Source organism: Mycolicibacterium sp. XJ2546, from assembly GCF_053483195.1.
This window is the reverse complement of the sequence record NZ_JBEFRW010000002.1, coordinates 375,572-393,840: the sequence shown is the minus strand read 5'-3', so window position 1 is coordinate 393,840 and position 18,269 is coordinate 375,572. Positions and strand designations below refer to the sequence as shown.

The following is an 18,269-nucleotide window of genomic DNA, read 5'->3' as shown; positions in this document are numbered from 1 at the left end:
GTTTTCGCTCCGACGGGTAGAAGTAGGTGGTGACGGAAATGACGGTGACCACCGGCGAAGACCTGGTGGTGTTGGTCGACGAAGCCGGACGGCAAGTGGGCACCGCGGCGAAGTCGGTCATACATCACCGCGCGACGCCGCTTCATCTGGGCTTTTCCTGCTATGTTTTCGACGCCGCCGGCCGTGTCCTGCTGACCAGGCGTGCGCTCGGCAAACTCACCTGGCCCGGGGTGTGGTCCAACTCGTTCTGCGGGCATCCGGGCCCTTCCGAGCCCGTCGCCGAGGCGGTGCGCCGTCGCGCACGCCAAGAACTCGGCCTGTCGCTCGCGGCGTTGCGATGCGTGCTGCCGGAGTTTCGCTACCGGGCGGTGGCCGCCGACGGCACCGTGGAGAACGAAATTTGCCCGGTGTTCTACGCACGCACCGACGAGCCCGTGCAGGCCGATCCCGACGAGGTCATGGAGTGGCGGTGGGTGCCGTGGTCGGATCTTCGGTCCGCGGCGGCGCTGCCTTGGCTGATCAGCCCGTGGGCGGCCGAGCAGGTGCCGCTGTTGGATGCGGCTAACTGCCCGGATCGTGATCGCGGATGAGGTGCGCGCGCCGCAGCGCGAACAACCGCTCCGCGTAGGCGAGGTCGTCTTTCCACAGCCGCGTCGCGGCCTGCCGCATCAACGGTGTGATCAGCGGCGCGGCCCGCAGCGCGTGCGTGAAACCCGGGCGGTCGGAGTGGGCGACGACGGCCTCGATGACCGCCGTGCGCGGTAGCCCGTCGGGTCCGTTCCCGAGGGGGGTGGCGTGTGTTTCCACGGTGCTTCCCGCACCCTCGCCGTCGAGGATCCGCATCACGATGGTCCGCGGTTCGGGGCTGGTGAACTCGGCAACGACGGGAACGCCGAACCGCCCGATCCGGAAGGTCACCGCGACCAGAAAGCGGTCTGATGTGTCGCAGACGTCGTGGCCCACCGGCGGCGAGGAAAGCACTTCCAGTTTGGTGAACGAATACGGATGAAACCATGCCCCGTGCCACGGGTCCATCCGGTTCGCGATGACGTCGCGCGGTTCGCAGGTGCCGACCAGGCGGGTGACGGCGTGTATCCGGGCGCCGTCCGGACGTTTCGGCAGCACCGGTCGCTCCGTCGGTGTCTCCCCGCCGACGGTATCCAGCCGCACCCAGGCCAACACGCCGTCGTCGTACGCGGAATAAGGGGTCCAACCGGATTGGCAACCACCCGACAGCCGCAGCCCGTGCCAGGCGCAGATCAGCGCGCCGTCGTCGACCTTTCCCGTCGACAGGTCCGCACCCAGGTGAGGACAGGCGCCCGGGCCCACACGCAAGGCGTTGCCGGTGCCGCGCCATGCGACCAGTTCGCGGCCCGCGACGACGGTGCCCAGCGGGCGGCGCCCAATGCTGTCACTGGCGGCGAACGCGTACCAGTTTCCGCTGCGGCGCGCCTGCGAGCGCCGCAGTGCAGAAGCAATGACGGCCGGTGACGCGTCGCGGTGGGTGGGCGGCTGCGCCGACCACCGTGACGGCGGAAGCAGCTGAAACGGCCAGGTTTTCGAGAGTTTCGAACGCATCTCAGCCAGCACGCTCATCGCTGGTGCGCCTTTCACTGGTGGCAAGGCGGCGCAGCACCGCCGAGCGGCCCTGCGTCGGGACGGTGTGCAGGGTGTGTCCGGTGATGCCGAAGCGCGCCAACAGCTGGTTGGCCGCGGTCCACCCGGTGGTCGCGGCGCGCTCCATCAGCGCGACCGGCAGATCGATGCGAACACCGTCACCGGCCAGCGCCAGCGTGTCATATGGCGTCGTCACACCCGGACGGGCGGCAAAATCGCCTGGGGCAAAACGCGGGCAGTCGGCGCGGCGCAGGACCCGTTCGCCGATCACGCGCATGTCGCTGGTCTCCGGATACAGCTCGTGAAGCCGCTTGAGGAGCTGCTCTTCGACCTCCGGTCCGGCGGCGGCGTAGGCGTGCAGTTCGACCACCGAACCACCTGTGCGGGTGTGCCAGTCGGCTGCCTCGCGCTCGTAGCGCTCGAGCACGCTCACGTTGTCCAGCGGCGAGAGCCCGCCGGTGCCCAGAAACGCTGCCCGCTCGGGCCGGACCGAACCGTCCAGCCACAGCCGTTGCACCACGAAGGGCGCCGCGGCGCCCAGCGCGGCGATTTGGTTGCGCCACACCTCGGTGCCCAGATCGGGTGAGTTGGCGACGATACGTTGCAGCGCGCCGACCTCGGTGGCCAGCACCACGCCGTCGACATGGAGCACGGCACCTGAGTCGCAACGGATCTCGAACCTGCCGCCGGATCGTACCTCGGTCACCGTCACACCGGTGTGGAATTGCACACCGCGCGACTCCAGATAAGCGCGCAGCGGGTTCCACAGCGCGACATCGAAGTTCGCGTTCGCGACGTCGAAGACCAGCCCCTCGCTGGAGCCCAGGAAATAGATGTGAAACATGGTGGCCAGTTCGGCGGCCGACAGCTCTGCGGGTTTGGCGAAGAAGCTGCGCGAGAACACCTCGAAAGCCAAGTGCCGTGCCGCCTCCGGGAAGTTGATCGCCTGCAGGAAGGTTTCGGCGTCGACGTGGTCGAGGCGGTGATAGGTGTCGGGCACCGACACCGCGGCCAGGGGCGCAGCGGCGCGCGCGTTGAGGCGGATCAGGTTCCGCAACCGGAAGGTGGGGCTGCGCATCGCGAACGCCAGCGCGTTCCACGGCGGGGTCCGCGGCAGACCGCGGAAGGTGTCTTGGCGACCGCGCGCGTCGACCAGCGGGTAGTCCGCCACGGGCGTTAACATCGACAGGGTTGGGTCAATGCGGCGCAGCAGCTTTCGCAGGTTGTAGTACTGGCGGAAGAATGCGTGGAAGCCGCGGTTCATCGCGACCGGTGTGCCGTCGTCGAACGTATCGGTCCAGCCGCCGACCCGGCCGCCCAGATACGGCTCGCGTTCGACGACGTCGACGCGCACGCCGCGTTCGGCCAGTCCGGTGGCCGCCGCCAGCCCCGCGATGCCGCCGCCCACCACCACCACGTGCGGTGTGGTGCCCAGCATCGCAGCGCTTTCCGCACCCGCCGCTGCGGTGTGCGTGACGCGCCGCGGATCGGTCATGCCGGGGCCTTCGCGAGGAACGTGTGCACGATATTGCGCTGCCAACCGGGCATGGTGTGGCTGCTCACATCGGTGAACCCGTTGGTGCGCAACCGGTCCCGCAACTTCCCGGCGCCGTCGAAGACGTTCACGCTACGCCGCAGGTAGGTGTACAACGATGCGTCACCGTTGCGGATCTTGCCGCTGGGGATGATGATCGTCACGCACACCGCATTCCACAGGGCGGTGGCGAACCGCGAGTCGCGCACGGAGTACTCATGGGCGGCCAGCGTGCCGCCTGGTGCCAGCAGCGCCAGGAAGTCCTGCAACTGGGCATCCGGGTCGGCGAGGTTGCGCAGCAGGTATGCCGCGAAAATGCCGTCGAACGGGCCCTCGACGCCGGCATCGGTGAGCGTCTCGATGCGGCTGTGCACGAACCGCACCGACGGCGGCCACCGCTTGGCGCGGGCTTGGGCCAGCATGCCCGCCGAGCCGTCCACAGCGACAATCTCGGCCTGTGGTGCGACATGCAGCAGCGCCGCGGTGGAAGCCCCGGTGCCGCAACCGGCATCGAGCAGCCGTAACCCACGGCCGTTGTCCGCCAACTTCATTCGTTGCGCCGACAACCGCAGATGGCTGTGGTATCCGGGATTGGCGTCGACCAACTTGTCGTAGGTGCCGGCCGCCGCGTCGAATGCCGCGGGCACATCACCCCGGATGCTCATACCGTGTCCTCCTCACGGTCACGCAACCGCTGCCGCTCCCACAACAGCAGCACGGCGGTGACCAACGCCCATCCGAACAGGAAGTCCTCCACCGGGATGTCGAACGGAAACCGCAGACCGCTGGTGTGCTGCTCGTCGTATATGACGATCGGTGCGCTCAGTTTGGTCAGCCAGCCGTCGACGGGGATCTGGAAGCCCAGCACGATCGCCATGGACAGCCAGTACGCCGGCCGGCGGAACAACCCGGTGCGTAAGAACTTGATTTCCCACAGGCACACCGCGATCACCGCCAGCACCGCAGGAAGCGTGTAGCCCAGACCCGTCATGACGAGTGCACCGACTTACGCTTTGCACGTTGCAGGATCGTGTCGACGGCATTGTAGGTGAGCAACCCGCACAGCGGTATCACAAAGAAGAACAGTAGTTCCTCCAGCGGCATGATGCCGACAAGTTCGACACCGGTCACGTACAGCGGGTTGAAGGTCCACACCTGCGCGAGAATGGCCACCACATCCCACAGTACGAACACGGCCGCCACCGGCAGGATCGCCGCCGCCGCCCGCCACGCGCGGCGGTAGACGCCGGCGCCGAAGAACTCGAGCGGTGCGGTGATCGCCAGGCATCCGGCGAGCACGAGCAAGTAATGCCAGCGGTCCACGTCTAGACCCTGTTCTCTCGTAACCGGGTTCGCCATGCCTTGACCAGCCCGGCCGCGGCGACGCGGATGCGTCGGCCATTGCCGACCGCAGCGCGTTGGCTGAAGATCGCGAAGTCGATGTCCTCGATACGGTCGAGTATCTGTGAGTACAGCGTCAGCGCCGCCGATATGCAGGGTCGAGAACGCGGCGAAAGCAGCGCAATGCCTTGCTGCGCATACTCGTAGGTGCGCTGGGTGGTGGCGTGTTGTTCGACCAGCGCACGACGTACCCGCGCATCGGTTCGGCGATGATCGTGGCACCACGACAGCACATCCCGGTCGACGCGGTGGGCGGCCAACTCGTCGGCCGGCAGATATACCCGTCCGCGCTGCAGGTCTTCGTCGACATCGCGCAGAAAGTTGGTGAGCTGGAAGGCTTTTCCAAGCGCGGCGGCGTACGGCTCGGCTTCCTCGCGGGAGCTGACCGTACCGAGGACGGGCAGCAGCTGCAGCCCGATCACCTCGGCCGAGCCGTGCATGTAGCGCTCCAGCGCGGCGCGGTTCGCGTAGTCGGTGACGGTCAGGTCCATCCGCATCGAGTTCAGGAAGTCGTCGAACAACTCCCATGGAATGTTGTACTTGCGTGCGCTGTCCACCACCGCGGTCAGCGCGGGATCGTCGTCGTCTTCTGTCGGGGGGCTACCGGAAGCCATACGCGAAAACAGCTGGGTTGCCAAGCATTGCAACCGCTCTGCGCGCTCGGCGGTCGTCAATGCCGGATCGAAATCGTCGAGGATGTCGTCGGCGCGTCGGGCGAAGCCGTACAACGCATGCACGGCGGGGCGTTGTTCGGGAGCGAGGAGGCGGGTGGCCAGAAAGAATGTCCGGCCGTGTTCGGCGTTGAGTCGGCGACAGCATCGATAGGCGTCGCGAAGTGCCGGGTCTCGGACGCCGGCAGCGTCCAGTTCGGAACTGATCATGACTGCACCACCTGTGAACTCCTCGGCCGGGTCGGTACCCCGGTGATCCGGTCGGCGGCCAACCGACCGGACAGCAGGGCTGTCGGCACCCCGACACCCGGCACTGTCGACGATCCGGCGAGCACGACGTTGTCGACGCCGCGGACGATGTTGGCTGGCCGAAACGGCCCGGTCTGAGCGAAGGTGTGCGAGAGTGCGAACGGCGTGCCTGCGGCCATTCCTTGGCGCTCCCAGCCCGCGGGGTCCACCGCGTGCAGGAGCTCGGCGTCGCCGCCCAGGTGCGGCAGCCGCTCGACGGTCCGGTCAAGTATCTCGTCGACGTATGCGTTGCCGACCTCGGCCCAGTCCACCTTTCCCACAGCGGTGTTCGGCGCGGGTGCGAGGATGTAGAGCAGGTCGCGTCCGGCAGGCGCCAGGCTCGGATCGCTGGCGGTCGGCCGCGTCACCAGCAGTGACGGATCGGCCATCAGTTGCCCGTCGTCGATGATGTCGCGGAAGGTCTGATCCCACGAGTCCCCGAAGACAATGGTGTGGTGACCGGAGCCCGCCGCACCGGTTCGCGCTGCCGCGCAACCGACATGCGCGACGACTGCGGACGGGGCGGGCTGCAACCGCAGCAACCGCCGGGGCGTGCGCCCGAGCAACCGGTAGGTGTCGGGGAGTTCGGTCGTCAGCACTACCGCGTCGGCCGCGATGGCATCGCCGGTGTCGGTGTGTACCGCAGTCACCCGGTCACCGCGGTGCGCCAAGCTCGAAACCACGGCGCCGTACCGGAATTCGACGCCGGCATCGGATGCCGCGGCGGCCAGCGCGTCGGGCAGCGCCCGTATACCTCCGCGCGGAAAGTAGACGCCGGAGATGGTGTCCATGTAGGCGATGACGGCGTAGACGGCCAGTGCCCGCTGCGGTGGGACGCCGGCGTAGAGCGCCTGGAAGGTGAATACCCGGCGCAGCCGCTCGTCGGAGATGAACCGCCGCACCATGCGGTCCCAGCGCCGGAAGCCGCCGATGGCGGCCAGCCGCGCCAACTGCGGCGTCAGCAGCGCCAGCGGTGAGTCGAAGTTGGCCGCGATGAACCCGTCGAACTCGACGCGGTATAGCCGGGCGAGCCAGTTCCGCAGCCGCACATAGCCTTCGGCTTGCGCCGGACCCGCGAACCGCTCCACCTCGGCGGCCATCGCAGCGGCGTCGCTGTGCACGTCGATACCGCTGCCGTCGGCGAACGACGCGTGGTAGGCGGGGCGCACCGGCATCAACTCGAGCCAGTCAGCCATCGATTCGCCCACGGCCGCGAAGGCGTCTTCGATGATGTCGGGCATTGTCAGCACGGTCGGACCGGTGTCGAGCCGGTACCCGTCGAGATCCATCCGGCCGACCCGGCCGCCGGGGTGCACACCGCGTTCGACGACGGTGACCGCGCGGCCCCGGCCAGCGAGCTGTAGAGCCGCCGACAGCCCGGCCAGCCCGGCACCCACCACGACGACGTGATCGCAGCTACCGCCGACGGTCCGCATGCGTTTCACCACCCTCATGCTGCTCGCGTCGTACACGTTGCGGCCATGTCGACCAACGCTTTTTGAACCTGTCCGCTGATCTCGGGTGTTCGGATGCCGTCCAGCGCACGGCACACTCGCTGGTCGATCATCTGCTCGATCCACCGAACGGCTCCGGTGGCAGCGATCAGGTGGCGCCAGCGCTCGATATCGGTCCCGTCGACGTGTGTTGCGCGCATCAACGTGGCCAACTCGCGGCGCAGCGGGGCGTCGGCGAGGTGGTAGGCCGATACCACGACGCTGGTGGCTTTGTGCTCGAACAGATCGACGCCGGCCGGTTTTCCGGTTACCGACTCCGACCCGAAGACCCCGAGCAGGTCGTCGCGCATCTGGAACGCTTCGCCGATCGCCTCACCATAAACGCCGAGCGCGGCCAGCGCGGCAGGACAGCATCCGGCGAGCGCAGCACCGATCTCAAGCGGTCTGCGCACCGTGTAGTTGCCCGATTTGCGTCGTGACACGTCGAGCACCTGATCCAAGGTGGGAAAACCTGCCGCGTCGTTGACCAGGTCGGCGAACTGGCCGACCGCGAGTTCGCTGCGCATCGCGTCGTATCGGGGCCAGGCCCGCGTCAGCGCCGCGGTTGCCACGCCGCTTTCCCGCAACATCTGTTCGGCCCACACCAGGCACAGGTCGCCGAGCAGCACGGCGGCCGACTCCCCGAAACGGTCCGACGATCCGGTCAGCCCCCGCTCGCGGTGCCAGCCCGCGAAGGCCACGTGGGCGGCCGGACGGCCCCGCCGCAGCGTGGCACTGTCCATGACGTCGTCCTGTAGCAACGCGAACGCGTGCAGCAACTCCAAACTGGCCGCTGCGCGCAGCGCCGCGGGGTCCTCGTCCTGGCCGCACAACCAGCCCAGGTACATAAACGTCGAACGCAGACACTTGCCGCCGGTGAGAAAGCCCCGCAAGACGTCGCCGGTGATCTCGACGCCGGTCTTACCGAGCTGATCGGCACCGTGGTCGGTGACAAAGCTCGTCACCGCCTCCGAGACGGCGTTGCGCACGCTGGCACGCCACGAGGCAGCGGACACCGGCGCCGAGGCAAGGGCGCATATCCCTGCGTCACCTACACTCAACGTTCGGTCCTTTTTTCGTCCGGCGTTGACTTCACTACCCACTTCGACGAGAAATGAACCGCCGAACCGGTTCCTGCCGGTGTTTTCTCACCGAACGCCGGTGGATGCGCCCCGGTCGCCCGAGGGAGCGACGCTACCCGCGGAACGGATACTGCTGTGCGCCAACAGTTATCGCATCACCGGCGTCGATTGAGCAACCAGATGTGGGTGGACAGCGCGGTCGCGAACGCACACCAGGCCGGGTAGGGCGTCAGCGATAACGCACTCTTGCCGCTGGCTGCCGCGGCCCTACGCGTGAGATCGGCGCTGCTTGCCGTCAGGGCACCCGCGGTGATCGCGGCCAGGCCCAGGCGACGCTGGCTGAAGAACACCCAGGACCAACTGGCGTTGAGCAGTAGGTTGATCGACAACGCCGCAGCAAACGTCTTCCGCCGGTTGTCGTCTCCGACGCTCCGGCTGTCATCGAGGGCCCGCGCCGAGACCAGGGCGATGTCGGTGTACAGCAGCGGCCACACGATCGGAAACACGGTGCTCGGCGGCTGGTACGGCGGCTTGCGCAGCTTCTTGAACCAAGATGACTCTGCGTTGGGTCCCGTCGCCGCGCCGCCGACGAGGGCGGTGGCGGTGACAGCGGCTGCGACCGCCCCAAGTGTCTTGATACGCAAGGTGACTCCGTTCTATAGGTCCTGGTCAGCACTCATTGCCGCGCTACGTCCTGAGTACCCAGGCCGTGCGCCTTCGACTCACCACTGCGTTTAGCCCGTCGTCGACCAGGGAACCCGGTCGTAGCGTGGGGAAATCCCCCCGTTCGGCCTGGAAACGGGCAAGACCGATGCACTGCACATAGGGGAAAGGCGACCAATGGCAGAAGAGAACACCGGTCCCAAAGAAGGCATCAAGGGTGCCGTCGAGGACGTCAAGGGTAAGGCAAAGGAAGCGGCTGGCACGGTGACCGGCCGCGACGACATGGTCCGTGAGGGTAAGGCCCAGCAAGACAAGGCCGACGCCCAGCAGGACGCCGCCAAGAAGGAAGCCGAGGCCGAATCGGCTCGGGGTGGCGCCAAGGCTGCTGAGGAGCGCCAGGAGTCTGAACAGCGTCCGTAGGCAGACAACAGAAAGAGGCCCAGCCGGCCAAATCGGCTGGGCCTCTTTTCTGTCGGGTCAACTGCTGGGTCGTTGCCGTTGTGATTCTGGATGCTCTGCGTGCCAACGGTCTTCGATCTTTCGCACCCGGAGGTGTTCAATCGCGAACCAGCCGAAAGACACGATGAACAGGACGGCGGAAATGCAGCCCAGCGTCACGCCTACGGTGTGGTGGGTGGTCGCGTGCGCGGCCAAGGCAGCGACGAAGGCGACCAGCGCCAGGCCGAGCACCACGAGCGCCGGCATGTTCTTGGTGTCTTTCATGGTCTCGCCGGCGTGCGGACGCGTGGTCCGGGAATGATCGACAGGATCGTTCGGGCTTTTCATGGCTACTCCTCTCCCGGCTAGAACTACCCGACCACGCTGGGAAAGAAACGCCGACGTCACTGGTACGGCGGATATTGGTCATTGCGCAGCAGGTTGGCAAGGTGAGCGGCGTTGCGCCCAAGGCCCGCGGTGGTCTTGGCCACCGGCTCGGGCACCTCGTCCAGATCCTGGTAGTCCGTGGACTGCATCGCCTCGCCGGTCCAGTAGGTGCCGCCCTGCGCCGGGATGGAGAACCCGATGTCGTTGAGCCCCTGGAACATGTCCGCGATGATCTTGTGCGCGCCATCCTCGTTGCCGACGACCCCAACCACTGCCACCTTGCCGACCATCGCCGGTCGTCCGGCGTCGTCGGTGGTGGACAGCTCGGCGTCGAGGCGCTCCAGTATGCGCTGCGCGATGCTGGATGGATGCCCGACCCACACCGGGGTGGTGAGCACCATGATGTCGGCGTCGATCAGCTTGTGCCGGATCTGCGGCCATTGGTCACCGTCGCCCATATCAGCCGCCACGCCGGGCGATATCGCGTAGTCCACAGCCCGCAGGATCTCGGTTTGCACGCCCGCGCCGCGAAGTTGCTCGCAGATGTGCTGGGCCATCAGTTCGCTGCTCGACGGCGCGGGGCTGGGCTTGAGGCTGCACACCACCGCCACGGCGGTCAGCGGCTGTTGGGTCCCGGTCGGTGTGCTCATAGGCCGAACACCGCGGGCGCCGTCACCGAGGGCATGCTCATGGTCACGACGAGCAACGTCAGGGTGAGCAGGACCCAGCCCGCGCCATGCCACGCCCAGAACGACTCGCGCCTTCGCCATGCCTGGTAGGTGCGGACGAACGCGCGCAGCGCGCCGAGCAGCAGGATGGCGGGTGCACCGAGCGTCAGCAGGGCGCGCTGGGGTGCGCCGCAGGCCAACGTGTCGTAAGTCGCTCCTGAGCAGGTGCTCAGCCATACCGCGGCGGTGACCAGATAAGCGATACCGGCCACCCCGACGAGCACCGTGAAGCGGACCGCGTCGCGCGTTGCCGAATCGACGTGGCGCAATTCGCCTGGATGCTGGTGCACTGCCTGTATCTCCCCGGTTCGCTGGTCGCAGCGCCGTCCTACCACGGCGGGGAAAACATTCCCGGTGCCTCGGCCGAATAAACCTCAGGCTTCGACGCGGATATGCGCGGTCAACAGCAGTCGGTCATAGCTGGACCGGGGCGGCAGCTCTTCGTCGTAGTTGAGCTCCAAGAAGTCTTTGGCGATTTGCTCGGCGAGGAGCCGCAGCTTGGTGTTGGTCTCCTGCGAACGCCACTTGAGCAGTTCGAACGCGGATTCGGCGTGAATTCGGTAAACGACCATCAACATGCCTTTGGCCTGTTCGATGACGCTGCGCGCCTCGGCGATCTCGGCGACCGCTGCGGTGACCATCTTGTTCTGATGCTCGGTCATCGCGGGTGTGACGTCGACGTAGAAGCCCTGGGTCCCGATCACTTCACCGGCGTCATCGACGATCTGGTCGCCGACCACGACGACGTGGTGCGTCTCGCCGTCGGTGTCGATGATGCGGTGGCGCGTGGAGAAGGCGCCAGCCGTGCGCCTGATCTCCTCCAGCGTGGCGGCGACCTGGCGGTAGTCCTCGGGATGTTTGTGCGACAGCACAAGATCCGTGGTGGGCTCGACGGTTCCCGGCTCGTATCCGTGCATCCGTTGCACTTGCGGTGACCATTCCCACCGCTCATCGGCGAAGTAGAAGCGGAACCACCCGACGCGCTGCGGGTCCCCGCCTGCGAGGGCGTGCTCGGCGGACGTCTGCCCTTCGAACTCGACCAGCTCATCAGACATGCCAGCTAGATTAACCCTGTTCAGACGGGTAAACATTGGACCTGTTCAACAATTCGCAATGTGGACGTCGCCCAGCGGGGCGGAATTGTCCGTACCCCGGCCTACCATGCGGCTGTGCGGATCAAGGTGTACCTGCTCACGGGCATCGTTTCAGCTAGCGCTGCCTATTTGCTAGGTTTCGATGTCACCTGGAGCATCGTGATCGGTGTGTTTGCGCCGGTGCTGCTGGCGGCCGCGCCGTCGTTTCTCGCAGGCACCTTCGTCGGGCTTCGGACCGCGCCGGATCCGGCGGATGCCATGTCGGGCACCGAGTTCGAAGACCACGTGGCGCGGATAGCTCGATCCTGCGGGCAGCCGGTCATCATGACGTCGCTGACCGGCGACTGGGGCGTCGACATCATCGTCGGCAGACGGCCGAACCGGCTGGCCATCCAATGCAAGCGCCAGTCACGCCCCGTCGGCACGGCCGCGGTTCAGGAGGTGGTGGCCGGCGCGCCGATGCAGGACTGCGCCGAGACCCTGGTGGTCACCAACAACGACTTCACCCCTGCGGCACGCAAACTCGCGGAGTTGCACGGTTGCGAATTGGTCAGCGGCGCAGAGCTACGCCGACTGCCCGCGACGATACGGCGGCTCACGCAGCCTGCGGCGCCGACGGAGGTCAGCTGAGCACGTCGCGCGGCTACGGCAGCACGACGCGCGAACATGGGGTCGACTAGAGCATCGGCCGTCCGCCCGTGACCGCGATCCGCGCGCCGGTCACATAGCTGCCCTCGTCGGAGGCCAGCATCACGTAGACCGGCGCCAGCTCGACCGGTTGGCCGGCGCGGCCCAGCGGGGTGTTCTCACCGAACTGCTTGACCTTCTCCGGCGGCATCGTCGAAGGGATCAGCGGGGTCCAGATCGGGCCCGGCGCAACGCTGTTGGCGCGGATACCCTTCTCGCCGAGCATCTCGGCGAGGCTGGCCGAGAAGTTCGCGATCGCGGCCTTCGTCGCCGCGTACGGCGCCAGCTTTGGATTGGGCATATCCGAGTTCACCGAGGAGCTGCCGATCACCGAAGCGCCGGCGCCCATGTGCGGCAGCGCCGCCTTCACGAGGTAGAAGTAGGCGCCGATGTTGAGCCGGAACGTGTAATCCCACTCCTCGTCGCTAATTTCGTCGAGAGTGTCGTGTGTCATCTGGTAGGCAGCGTTGTTGACCAGCACATCGATGCCGCCGAACTCCTGCACTGCCTTGTCGACCACCGCGCGGCAGTGCGCCGGATCGGACAGGTCGCCGGGCATCAGGACGCACTTGCGGCCCGCATCGCGCACATAACGCTCGACGTCCTTGGCGTCCTCGTCCTCGTTGAGGTAAGCGATCAGCACGTCGGCGCCCTCGCGGGCGTAGGCGATCGCGACCGCGCGACCGATTCCGCTGTCCCCGCCGGTGATGATTGCGCGTTTACCCTCGAGCCGACCCGAACCGCGGTAGCTCGTCTCGCCGCAATCCGGTACGGGGTCCATCTTGGCTTGGACACCGGGTGGTGGCTGTTGTTGCTCAGGAAAGCCCACTTGCGATCGCCCTCCTCCGTAGTGTTGGGTGAGCCGACACACCGAGTACCCGCACCGGGCCCGGCAAACCGCTGCGCTTGTTGCACATGTGTCAATTAAGCTGGCGGCATGTCCGAACCCAGGCGCCGGCTCTCCCCCGACGACCGACGAAACGAACTGCTGGCGCTCGGCGCCGAGGTGTTCGGACAACGGCCCTACGACGAGGTCCGCATCGACGAGATCGCCGAACGCGCAGGGGTTTCCCGCGCCCTGATGTACCACTATTTCCCCGATAAGCGGGCGTTCTTCGCCGCCGTCGTGCGCGCGGAGGGCGAACGGCTCTTCGAGGCCACCAACACCCCGCCGAAACCCGGCCAGAGCCTTTTCGACCAGCTGCGCGAGGGTGTGTTGGCCTACCTGCGCTACGACGACGAGAACCCGTACGGCGCATGGGCGACGTACGTCGGCATGGGCCGCCACGATCCCGTGCTGCGGGGCATCGAGGACGTCGACAATGAACGACAGGCCAACCGGATCCTCGCGCGGATCCGCGACGCCTGCGGTGTCGAGCTGGACTCCAAGGTCGAACGCGACCTGCGCATCCGGGTCTACGGCTGGTTGGCGTTCACCTTCGAGATGTGTCGTCAGCACGTGCTGGAACCCTCGGTCGACGTCGACCAGGTGGCCGAGGCCTGCGCGCACGCCCTGCTCGACGCGATCCAGCGGGTGCCCGGCATCCCCGCATCTCTGCACGACGCTTCGTGATTTCGGTGCGCATACGATCGATCGCCGAGTGTTTGCGCACCGAATTCGCAGAAATGTCGGACCCTATGGGCACGATGGGTAGATGAGCTCCACCGCGCTGTCCCGGTTCAGCGAGTTGACCAGGGAGTGGTTCGCGGGCACGTTCGCCGAGCCGACGCCCGCGCAGGCCCAGGCCTGGACTGCCATCGCCGACGGCGACAACACGCTGGTCATCGCGCCGACCGGGTCGGGTAAGACGCTCGCGGCGTTCATGTGGGCCATCGACCAGCTGGCGGTCTCCGAACCGCCGAGCGCCGGAGCAGGCACCAAAGTGCTCTACGTATCCCCGCTCAAGGCGCTGGCCGTCGACGTCGAACGCAACCTGCGCACCCCGCTGACCGGCATCGGCCGGGTGGCCGAACGGCGCGGTATGCCCGCGCCCGGCGTCACCGTCGGGGTGCGTTCCGGCGACACCCCGCCCAAACAACGTCGTGAGCTGATCCTTCGACCGCCGGACATCCTGATCACCACGCCCGAGTCACTGTTCCTGATGCTGACGTCGTCGGCGCGCGAAACGCTGGCCGACGTCCAGACGGTGATCGTCGACGAGGTGCACGCCGTCGCGGGCACCAAACGCGGCGCGCATCTGGCGCTGTCGCTGGAGCGGCTCGATCAACTCAACGACAAGCCCGCCCAACGCATCGGGTTGTCCGCCACCGTGCGCCCACCCGAGGAGGTGGCGCGCTTCCTGTCCGGTCAGCAGCGCACGACGATCGTCGCGCCGGCAGCGGCCAAAACGTTCGACCTGTCGGTCCAGGTGCCCGTGCCCGATATGGCCGCGCCGAACAACCAATCTATTTGGCCCGACGTCGAGCACCGCATCGTCGACCTGATCGAGGCGCACAACAGCTCGATCGTGTTTGCCAACTCGCGCCGCCTCGCCGAGCGGCTGACCTCGCGGCTCAACGAGATCCACGCCGAACGCCTTGGCGTCGACGTGCCCGACGAGCACAACCGGCAGGTCGGCGGCGGCGCTCCGGCCCAGCTGATGGCCAGCGGCGCGTCCTACGGCGCTCCGACGCTGCTGGCCCGCGCCCACCACGGGTCGGTCAGCAAGGAGCAGCGCGCGCAGGTCGAGGATGACCTCAAAAGCGGCCGGCTCAAGGCGGTCGTCGCGACCTCCAGCCTGGAGTTGGGCATCGACATGGGCGCGGTCGATCTGGTGGTCCAGGTCGAGTCGCCGCCGTCGGTGGCCAGCGGCCTTCAGCGCATCGGCCGCGCCGGCCACCAGGTCGGTGAGATCTCACAGGGCGTGCTGTTCCCCAAACACCGGACGGACCTGATCGGCTGCGCGGTGACGGTCAACCGGATGCGCTCCGGGGAGATCGAGAGCATGCGGGTGCCAACCAACCCGCTCGACGTGCTGGCACAGCACACGGTGGCCGCGTGCGCGTTGGAACCGCTCGACGCCGACGGTTGGTTCAATACGGTGCGGCGCAGCGCCCCGTTCACGACATTGCCGCGCAGCGCGTTCGAGGCCACGTTGGACCTGCTGTCCGGCAAGTACCCGTCCACCGAGTTCGCCGAGTTGCGACCCCGCCTGGTCTACGACCGCGACACCGGCACGTTGACGGCCCGGCCGGGTGCGCAGCGGCTCGCGGTCACCTCCGGCGGCGCGATCCCCGACCGCGGCCTGTTCACCGTCTACCTGGCCACCGACTCCGAAAAGCCATCGCGGGTAGGCGAACTCGACGAGGAGATGGTCTACGAGTCCCGGCCCGGTGACGTCATCTCGTTGGGTGCGACCAGTTGGCGCATCACCGAGATCACCCACGACCGGGTGCTGGTGATTCCCGCGCCCGGGCAGCCGGCCCGGCTTCCGTTCTGGCGCGGTGACGCGGTCGGCAGGCCCGCCGAACTCGGCGCCGCGGTTGGCCAGTTCACCCGCGAGCTGTCCCAGCTGGGCCGCGATGAATTCGACGCCCATTGCCGCTCAATGGGTCTCGATGATTTCGCCACGGACAACCTGTGGCGGCTGCTCGACGATCAGCGCCAGGCGACGGGTGTCGTGCCCTCCGATGCGACGTTGGTGGTCGAGCGGTTCCGCGATGAGCTCGGCGACTGGCGGGTGATCCTGCACTCCCCCTACGGTCTCCGGGTGCACGGCCCGCTGGCGTTGGCGGTCACGCGCCGGCTGCGGGAACGCTACGGCATCGAGGAGAAGCCGACCGCCTCCGACGACGGCATCATCGTGCGGCTGCCCGACACCGACGAGGCCGCCCCCGGCGCCGACCTGTTCGTGTTCGACGCCGACGAGATCGAGCCCATCGTCACCGCCGAGGTGGGCGGTTCGGCGCTGTTCGCGTCCCGGTTCCGCGAATGCGCCGCCCGCGCACTGCTTTTGCCGCGCCGCCATCCCGGTAAACGCTCCCCGCTGTGGCATCAGCGGCAACGCGCCGCGCAGCTGCTTGATGTCGCACACAAGTATCCGGACTTCCCGATCGTGTTGGAGGCGGTGCGCGAATGCCTGCAGGACGTCTACGACGTGCCCGCGCTGACCGAGCTGATGCACCGGGTGGCGCAGCGCCGGCTGCGCATCGTCGAGGTCCAGACCGTCACCCCGTCGCCGTTCGCGGCGTCGCTGCTGTTCGGGTACGTCGGTGCGTTCATGTACGAAGGCGACAGCCCGCTGGCCGAGCGGCGCGCGGCCGCGCTGTCACTGGACAGCGTGCTGCTGGCCGAACTGCTGGGCCGGGTGGAGCTGCGCGAGCTGCTCGACCCTCAGGTCATCGCGCTCACGACGCGCCAGCTGCAGCACCTGGCCGAGGACCGTCTGGCGCGCGACGCCGAGGCGGTCGCCGACCTGCTGCGGCTGCTGGGCCCGCTGACCGAACGTGAGATCGCCGAACGCGCGACGACGGAGGAGGTGGGACCCTGGCTGGACGGGCTGCGCGCAGCCAAGCGCGCGTTGACGGTCACGTTCGCCGACCAGACATGGTGGGTGGCCGTCGAGGACTTCGGGCTGCTGCGCGACGGTGTCGGGGTGGCGGTGCCGGTTGGCGTGCCGGCGGCCTTCACCGAGTCGGTCGCCGACCCGCTCGGTGAACTGCTCGGCCGCTACGCGCGCACGCACGGGCCGTTCAGCACGCATGACGCGGCGAGCCGGTTCGGACTGGGGTTGCGGGTCACCGCCGACGTGCTGAGCAGGATGGCGGTCGACGGCAAGGTGATCCGCGGCGAGTTCACCACCTCCGAAACGGAGGGCGAACAGTGGTGTGACGCCGACGTTCTCAAGATCCTGCGGCGTAGGTCGCTGGCGGCGCTGCGGGCTCAGGTCGAGCCGGTCAGCACCGCCGCGTACGGCCGGTTCCTGCCGTCGTGGCATCAGGTCGGCTCGCACAATGCGGGCATCGACGGGCTGGCCGCGGTCGTGGAACAACTCGCCGGAGTGCCGCTTCCGGCTTCGGCGGTCGAACCGCTGGTGTTCGGTCAACGGGTGCGCGACTACCAACCGGCGATGCTCGACGAACTGCTGGCCTCCGGCGAGGTCATCTGGTCGGGCGCCGGTCAGATCGGTTCCGGTGACGGATGGGTGGCGTTCCACCTCGCCGAGTCCGCGCCGATGACGCTGGGCGTGCCGGCGGAGATCGAGTTCACCGACGCCCACCGGGCGATCCTGCAGACGCTGGAGGGCGGCGGCGCCTATTTCTTCCGTCAGCTCGCTGACACCTTCTTCCGTCAGCTCGCCGACAACAACCCGACAGACGAGCTCAAACAGGCGCTGTGGGAGCTGGTTTGGGCCGGCTGGGTCACCGGCGACACGTTCGCCCCGGTACGGGCGGTGTTGACCGGGTCCAGGAGCCCCTCAGGTCGGCGCGGCGCCCCGGCGCATCGGCAGCGGCAGCGGCCTCCCCGGCTGAGCCGCTACAGCGTCGCGCACGCGCAGACCCGCAGTGCCGATCCGACGGTGGCGGGACGCTGGTCGGCATTGCCCGCCGCTGAGCCGGAATCCACTGTGCGCGCACACTTTCACGCCGAGCAGCTGCTCAGCCGCCACGGTGTGCTGACCAAGGGCGCGGTGGCCGCCGAGCAGGTGCCCGGCGGCTTCGCGATGCTCTACAAGGTGCTGACGGCGTTCGAGGAGGCGGGCCGGTGTCAGCGCGGCTACTTCGTGGAATCGTTGGGCGGGGCCCAGTTCGCGGTGGCTTCGACGGTGGACCGGCTGCGCACTTACCTCGACGGGGTGGATCCCGATCGCCGCGAGTATTCGGCGGTCGTGCTGGCCGCCGCCGACCCGGCCAACCCCTACGGCGCGGCGCTGCCGTGGCCCGGACAGGGGCCGGGCCGCAAAGCCGGTGCGCTGGTCACGATCGTCGACGGGGAGCTGGTGTGGTTCCTCGAGCGGGGTGGCCGCACGCTGCTGAGCTTCAGTGACGATCCCGAAGCCCACGCCGCGGCCGCCGCGGCCCTGGCCGACATGGTCGGCAGCGGCCGCGTCTCGTCGCTGCTCGTGGAGAAGGTCAACGGCAGTTCCGTGCTGGAACCGGGCGCCGAGGGCCAGCGCGCAGCGGTGCACGAGGCGTTGACGGGCGCCGGGTTCTCCCGCACCCCGCGCGGTTTGAGGCTGCGGTAGC

At 67.8% G+C, this 18,269-nt stretch carries 19 protein-coding genes; 5 read left to right on the top strand and 14 right to left on the bottom strand.

Translation table 11 applies throughout. The features are described 5' to 3' along the window. Positions 1-38 precede the first annotated feature (38 nt). Positions 39-590 carry an isopentenyl-diphosphate Delta-isomerase gene (idi, locus tag ABQE44_RS05440; protein WP_448393025.1) on the top strand — a complete coding sequence of 184 codons (552 nt, stop codon included), beginning with the start codon at positions 39-41 and terminating at the stop codon, positions 588-590. Here idi and ABQE44_RS05435 read toward each other — a convergent pair. The 9 genes from ABQE44_RS05435 to ABQE44_RS05395 form a co-directional block, all read right to left on the bottom strand. Continuing rightward, positions 562-1,596, bottom strand: a complete 1,035-nt coding sequence (locus tag ABQE44_RS05435) for a DUF5914 domain-containing protein (protein ID WP_448393024.1) — start codon at positions 1,594-1,596, stop codon at positions 562-564. The genes idi and ABQE44_RS05435 overlap by 29 nt on opposite strands. Next, positions 1,580-3,112 (bottom strand): FAD-dependent oxidoreductase, encoded by a 1,533-nt coding sequence (locus tag ABQE44_RS05430; protein ID WP_448393023.1) that lies wholly within the window; start codon positions 3,110-3,112, stop codon positions 1,580-1,582. Before ABQE44_RS05430 ends, ABQE44_RS05435 begins: the two co-directional genes overlap by 17 nt. After that, positions 3,109-3,816: a class I SAM-dependent methyltransferase gene (locus ABQE44_RS05425; protein ID WP_448393022.1), complete on the bottom strand. Its 708-nt coding sequence runs from the start codon at positions 3,814-3,816 to the stop codon at positions 3,109-3,111. The genes ABQE44_RS05430 and ABQE44_RS05425 overlap by 4 nt, the downstream gene beginning before the upstream one ends. After that, positions 3,813-4,142: a lycopene cyclase domain-containing protein gene (locus ABQE44_RS05420; protein ID WP_448393021.1), complete on the bottom strand. Its 330-nt coding sequence runs from the start codon at positions 4,140-4,142 to the stop codon at positions 3,813-3,815. Before ABQE44_RS05420 ends, ABQE44_RS05425 begins: the two co-directional genes overlap by 4 nt. Beyond that, positions 4,139-4,474, bottom strand: coding sequence for a lycopene cyclase domain-containing protein (locus tag ABQE44_RS05415; protein WP_448393020.1), 336 nt, complete (start codon positions 4,472-4,474; stop codon positions 4,139-4,141). The genes ABQE44_RS05420 and ABQE44_RS05415 overlap by 4 nt, the downstream gene beginning before the upstream one ends. A gap of 2 nt (positions 4,475-4,476) precedes the next feature. Then, the gene (locus tag ABQE44_RS05410; protein WP_448393019.1) at positions 4,477-5,433 is read right to left on the bottom strand and encodes a phytoene/squalene synthase family protein; all 957 of its coding nucleotides are present in this window, start codon (positions 5,431-5,433) and stop codon (positions 4,477-4,479) included. Continuing rightward, entirely contained in the window at positions 5,430-6,947 is a 1,518-nt protein-coding gene (gene crtI, locus ABQE44_RS05405; RefSeq protein WP_448393143.1) for a phytoene desaturase family protein, read from the bottom strand. Before crtI ends, ABQE44_RS05410 begins: the two co-directional genes overlap by 4 nt. A gap of 14 nt (positions 6,948-6,961) precedes the next feature. Next, on the bottom strand, positions 6,962-8,065 hold the full coding sequence (locus ABQE44_RS05400) for a polyprenyl synthetase family protein (RefSeq protein WP_448428641.1): 1,104 nt from the start codon (positions 8,063-8,065) through the stop codon (positions 6,962-6,964). Positions 8,066-8,241: 176 nt separating this feature from the next. Continuing rightward, positions 8,242-8,730, bottom strand: coding sequence for a TspO/MBR family protein (locus tag ABQE44_RS05395; RefSeq protein WP_448393017.1), 489 nt, complete (start codon positions 8,728-8,730; stop codon positions 8,242-8,244). Between the two features lie 196 nt (positions 8,731-8,926). Here ABQE44_RS05395 and mbp1 point away from each other — a divergent pair, with 196 nt between their 5' ends. Beyond that, complete coding sequence (gene mbp1, locus ABQE44_RS05390) at positions 8,927-9,169, top strand: microaggregate-binding protein 1 (RefSeq protein ID WP_448393016.1); 243 nt, start codon at positions 8,927-8,929, stop codon at positions 9,167-9,169. 57 nt (positions 9,170-9,226) lie between these two features. Here the strand turns inward: mbp1 and usfY are convergent, their stop codons facing one another. From usfY to ABQE44_RS05370, 4 genes are all read right to left on the bottom strand, one after another. Further along, positions 9,227-9,535: a protein UsfY gene (gene usfY / locus ABQE44_RS05385; RefSeq protein ID WP_448393015.1), complete on the bottom strand. Its 309-nt coding sequence runs from the start codon at positions 9,533-9,535 to the stop codon at positions 9,227-9,229. A gap of 56 nt (positions 9,536-9,591) precedes the next feature. Further along, the gene (locus tag ABQE44_RS05380; RefSeq protein ID WP_448393014.1) at positions 9,592-10,224 is read right to left on the bottom strand and encodes a flavodoxin family protein; all 633 of its coding nucleotides are present in this window, start codon (positions 10,222-10,224) and stop codon (positions 9,592-9,594) included. Then, complete coding sequence (locus tag ABQE44_RS05375; RefSeq protein WP_448393012.1) at positions 10,221-10,592, bottom strand: hypothetical protein; 372 nt, start codon at positions 10,590-10,592, stop codon at positions 10,221-10,223. Before ABQE44_RS05375 ends, ABQE44_RS05380 begins: the two co-directional genes overlap by 4 nt. A gap of 84 nt (positions 10,593-10,676) precedes the next feature. Then, positions 10,677-11,357 carry a PAS and ANTAR domain-containing protein gene (locus ABQE44_RS05370; protein ID WP_448428639.1) on the bottom strand — a complete coding sequence of 227 codons (681 nt, stop codon included), beginning with the start codon at positions 11,355-11,357 and terminating at the stop codon, positions 10,677-10,679. A gap of 114 nt (positions 11,358-11,471) precedes the next feature. Here ABQE44_RS05370 and ABQE44_RS05365 point away from each other — a divergent pair, with 114 nt between their 5' ends. Then, positions 11,472-12,026: a restriction endonuclease gene (locus ABQE44_RS05365; RefSeq protein ID WP_448428637.1), complete on the top strand. Its 555-nt coding sequence runs from the start codon at positions 11,472-11,474 to the stop codon at positions 12,024-12,026. A gap of 46 nt (positions 12,027-12,072) precedes the next feature. Here ABQE44_RS05365 and ABQE44_RS05360 read toward each other — a convergent pair whose 3' ends face one another. Further along, positions 12,073-12,912, bottom strand: a complete 840-nt coding sequence (locus tag ABQE44_RS05360; RefSeq protein ID WP_448393009.1) for an SDR family oxidoreductase — start codon at positions 12,910-12,912, stop codon at positions 12,073-12,075. Between the two features lie 108 nt (positions 12,913-13,020). On the opposite strand from ABQE44_RS05360, the gene ABQE44_RS05355 reads away from it, so the two are divergent. Together ABQE44_RS05355 and ABQE44_RS05350 are read left to right on the top strand one after the other, a co-directional pair. After that, positions 13,021-13,656, top strand: coding sequence for a TetR/AcrR family transcriptional regulator (locus ABQE44_RS05355; RefSeq protein ID WP_448393008.1), 636 nt, complete (start codon positions 13,021-13,023; stop codon positions 13,654-13,656). An 82-nt stretch (positions 13,657-13,738) separates the two neighbouring features. After that, on the top strand, positions 13,739-18,268 hold the full coding sequence (locus ABQE44_RS05350; protein ID WP_448393007.1) for an ATP-dependent helicase: 4,530 nt from the start codon (positions 13,739-13,741) through the stop codon (positions 18,266-18,268). The last annotated feature ends 1 nt before the right edge of the window (position 18,269 follow it).